The sequence below is a fragment of the Arthrobacter sp. I3 genome, from assembly GCF_000520575.1.
Lineage (GTDB): Bacteria > Actinomycetota > Actinomycetes > Actinomycetales > Micrococcaceae > Arthrobacter > Arthrobacter humicola_A.
Map to the genome: position 1 here is coordinate 46,419 of NZ_KI914928.1, position 2,962 is coordinate 49,380.

3 protein-coding genes are annotated in these 2,962 nt (G+C 67.5%); 2 read left to right on the plus strand and 1 reads right to left on the minus strand.

Annotated features, from left to right (window positions below; genetic code table 11):
- Both Y706_RS30240 and Y706_RS0112810 read left to right on the plus strand, forming a co-directional pair.
- Nucleotides 1–720: HNH endonuclease (locus tag Y706_RS30240; RefSeq protein ID WP_043436108.1), on the plus strand; the 720-nt coding region annotated here is incomplete at its 5' end.
- A gap of 453 nt (nucleotides 721–1,173) precedes the next feature.
- Nucleotides 1,174–1,791: a uracil-DNA glycosylase family protein gene (locus Y706_RS0112810; protein WP_028276890.1), complete on the plus strand. Its 618-nt coding sequence runs from the start codon at nucleotides 1,174–1,176 to the stop codon at nucleotides 1,789–1,791.
- A 61-nt stretch (nucleotides 1,792–1,852) separates the two neighbouring features.
- Here the strand turns inward: Y706_RS0112810 and Y706_RS25335 are convergent.
- On the minus strand, nucleotides 1,853–2,962 hold a 1,110-nt coding region (locus tag Y706_RS25335; RefSeq protein ID WP_043436121.1), incomplete at its 5' end, for a type II toxin-antitoxin system HipA family toxin.

Consider the following 2,962-nt stretch of genomic DNA (forward strand, 5'->3'; position numbering starts at 1 on the left):
GCCGCCGGGGACCCGAGGGGCCGCGGGCAGCTCATGGCCGATGCCCTGGTCGAACGCACCACCGGGACCCCCGGCGGGATCAGCGGCGTCGAAATCCAGCTCGTCATCACCGACCGCGCCCTCTTCCAGGCCGGCGCCGAACCAGCCCGGCTCCCCGGCTACGGCACCGTCCCCGCCGGCTGGGCCCGCACCCTCATCAACCCGCCGCCGGGCGGCACCGGGAGGGGCGATGACCCGGCGTTCACCCTCTGGCTCCGGCGGCTCTACACCCACCCCGGCACCGGCGAGCTCATCGCCATGGACTCCCGCGCCCGGCTCTTCCCGCCCGGGCACCGCCGCTTTATCCAAACCAGGGACGACACCTGCCGCACCCCCTACTGCGACGCCCCGCTCCGGCACCTGGACCACATCATTCCCTGGCACACCGGCGGCCCGACCACCACGGACAACGCCGCCGGCCTCTGCGAAGCCTGCAACCACACCAAAGAAACCCCCGGCTGGAAAGCACGCCCCGCACCCGGCACCCGCCACACCCTGGAAATCACCACCCCCACCGGCCACAGCTACTACTCCACGGCGCCACCCCTGCCGGGAACTCCGCTTCGCCCATCGGCCACAGACCAGCCGGGGTCCCAGCCAGGCTCCCGCCATCGGCGCCAGCTCCGGCACCAAGCCAAAACGCTCAGGCGTGGAAAGCCCAAAGTTGGGGCTGCGGCATAGGGACCAGTTCGTTGGCTGCCGTGCGGGCCCAAACTAACATTGGCTCGGCCTCGGGGCAGAGTTGCCGGGCGACGGGCCGCTATTCGAAGCACTCGATTCGCGGCTCTTGCCCTCGGCTCCGCCCCGCTTCATCGCATCCGGCAGGCCGGCGGCAAAGAAAAGCGCCCGACCACCTGGGCGGCTGCGGACGTCAGGCCTGCAGGTACCTTCGCGATCTCGCTAAGAGACGGCTCGGACACTTCAATGTCCCGAACAACCCGGAGTCATCAGATGGTTACCTGCAGGCGCTTTAAGCCTACGCCCGCCTCACTGCCGTCACCAGAGGGCCGTTGACTCAGGGCAAACCCCTGCGCAGCCCCGGCCGAATAGGTCCGGCCGAAACACCCCCTGCCGCGAAAGCGTAGAGTGGAGGAAGCCGCCTGATTCTGGACGCCAAGTGCTGAGGGAGAAATCGTGACGATTGACTGGGACGAAAAGAAGACCCTGCTGCAGGAGCCGAACATCGCCGCGGTGACGCAGCTGTGCGACGAACTCATGGAAAAGAAGCCTGGATCCGTGGTCCCGTACATCGACCCCATCCATGACGAGGACGAATGCCGGATCGTCAGCCTGCATATCAGCCCGGGCAAGGGCACCGAATCGGGCTTTGTCTCGCACTTCAACGACGATGAAGCCGCCCGCCGCGCCACCTCCATCTACGAGGCCGCGGAGCTGGACCCCCGCTATGTGATGCCGTGGAACGCCTACCCGTGGATCCGCGATCCGGAGGCATCCTCGGCCCTGAACGTCCAGGAGAAGACGGACGGCCTCCGGCCCTTCCGTCAGTTCCTCAAGATCAACAAGCGCGTCTCGGCCGTTATTGCGCACGGCGCGGACGCCCACTCCTTCCTGACGCTTTTCGAGAAGACCTACCATTCCTCGCTGAAGAATCATGGTGTCAAGATCTACAAGGCCACCGCACTTGGCGGCCGCGCCTTCGCGGTATCTCCGGCCAAGCAGGAAGAGCTCCTCGCCAAGAACGTTGAGGTCTACAAAGACGCCATGCAGCGGGCGGGCATCCAGCACCTCTGAGGCTCCACACAACGGCATCCGTCAGCGGCATCCGGTGCAAGCCGAGCCGGCGCCGGCGGCATCACCCGGCCAGTAGCCTGCGCCGGTGCTTGAGTTCCTTGACCCAGTCGCGGGTGACCATCGCTGAAAACGGCGAGGCGCCGTCGTCGGTCATGGAGCGGAACGCCGTGCCCGCCTGAAGGTCCGCCAGCAGCGGTTCCGAGGCCTTCAGCGCCAGTTCCAGCACCTGGACGGCGGCACGTTCAGTCAGCCCCATCCCCGCGGCCCAGCCCAGGAAGTGCTTCCGGGATATCCCTGTGCGTTTGCCGTCCAGGGTCAGGGCGAGTGTCTTGTCCCCGTAGACGACCGTGGACGGGATGTCGTATACCGGCGCGATGGACCACTCCCCGGCCGGCTGCTGCACCATGGAAACGTTCTTCGCGTGCAGGTCGCCGTTGCCCGTCAGCCACGCAAATGCCGCCTGGAGGGCCAAATTCCGCACCGCGGGCAGCGGAGCCGCGCAATAAGCCGCAAGCGCACGGCACACCTGCCCGTATCCCACGTTGTACTTGTCCGCAGGGTAGAGGCCCAGCACCTGCGCGCCGTCCTCGACGGCGAGCCGCTGCACCGCCCGCGGCGACCTGGCCGCCGCCTTGGGCCCAGACACGCCGGCGACAGGCCCACCGGATACAGTGCCACTGGCTACAGGCACCCGGTCGAAGCGTTCCACGAGGAGCCCGGGCCGGCCGGCGACGTCGCGGATCAGCTGGACCCGGCTCAAAGGGATCCGCAGCCGCGCCGCGTACCGGAACATCGCGTACTCGTTTTCGACGACGTGCGGGAACTCGGGCGCGTTGAGTTTGAGAATGTAGCGCCGGCCGGCGCTGGCCACCGGCATGGAGATCATTCCAGCGGACAGCTTGTCCTGCACCCCCGCCAGGGCCACCGGGTCGATCAGTCCGGAGTCGCCCAGCAGGGCCTCGAAATCCACGGGCGTTGCGGGGTCAAGCTCGACGGCGTGCTCGTCCGGGTCCAGCTTCTCGCTATGGCCAACGATTTGCACATCACCCACCGGGTTGGCACCGGCCGCGATGAGCAAGGACAGCTCATCATCCACGCTGGTCTTGATGGAACGGCGCAACGCATTCAGCCGCCGGCCCTCCGGCAGAAGCCCCGTGAAATACGGCGGGGG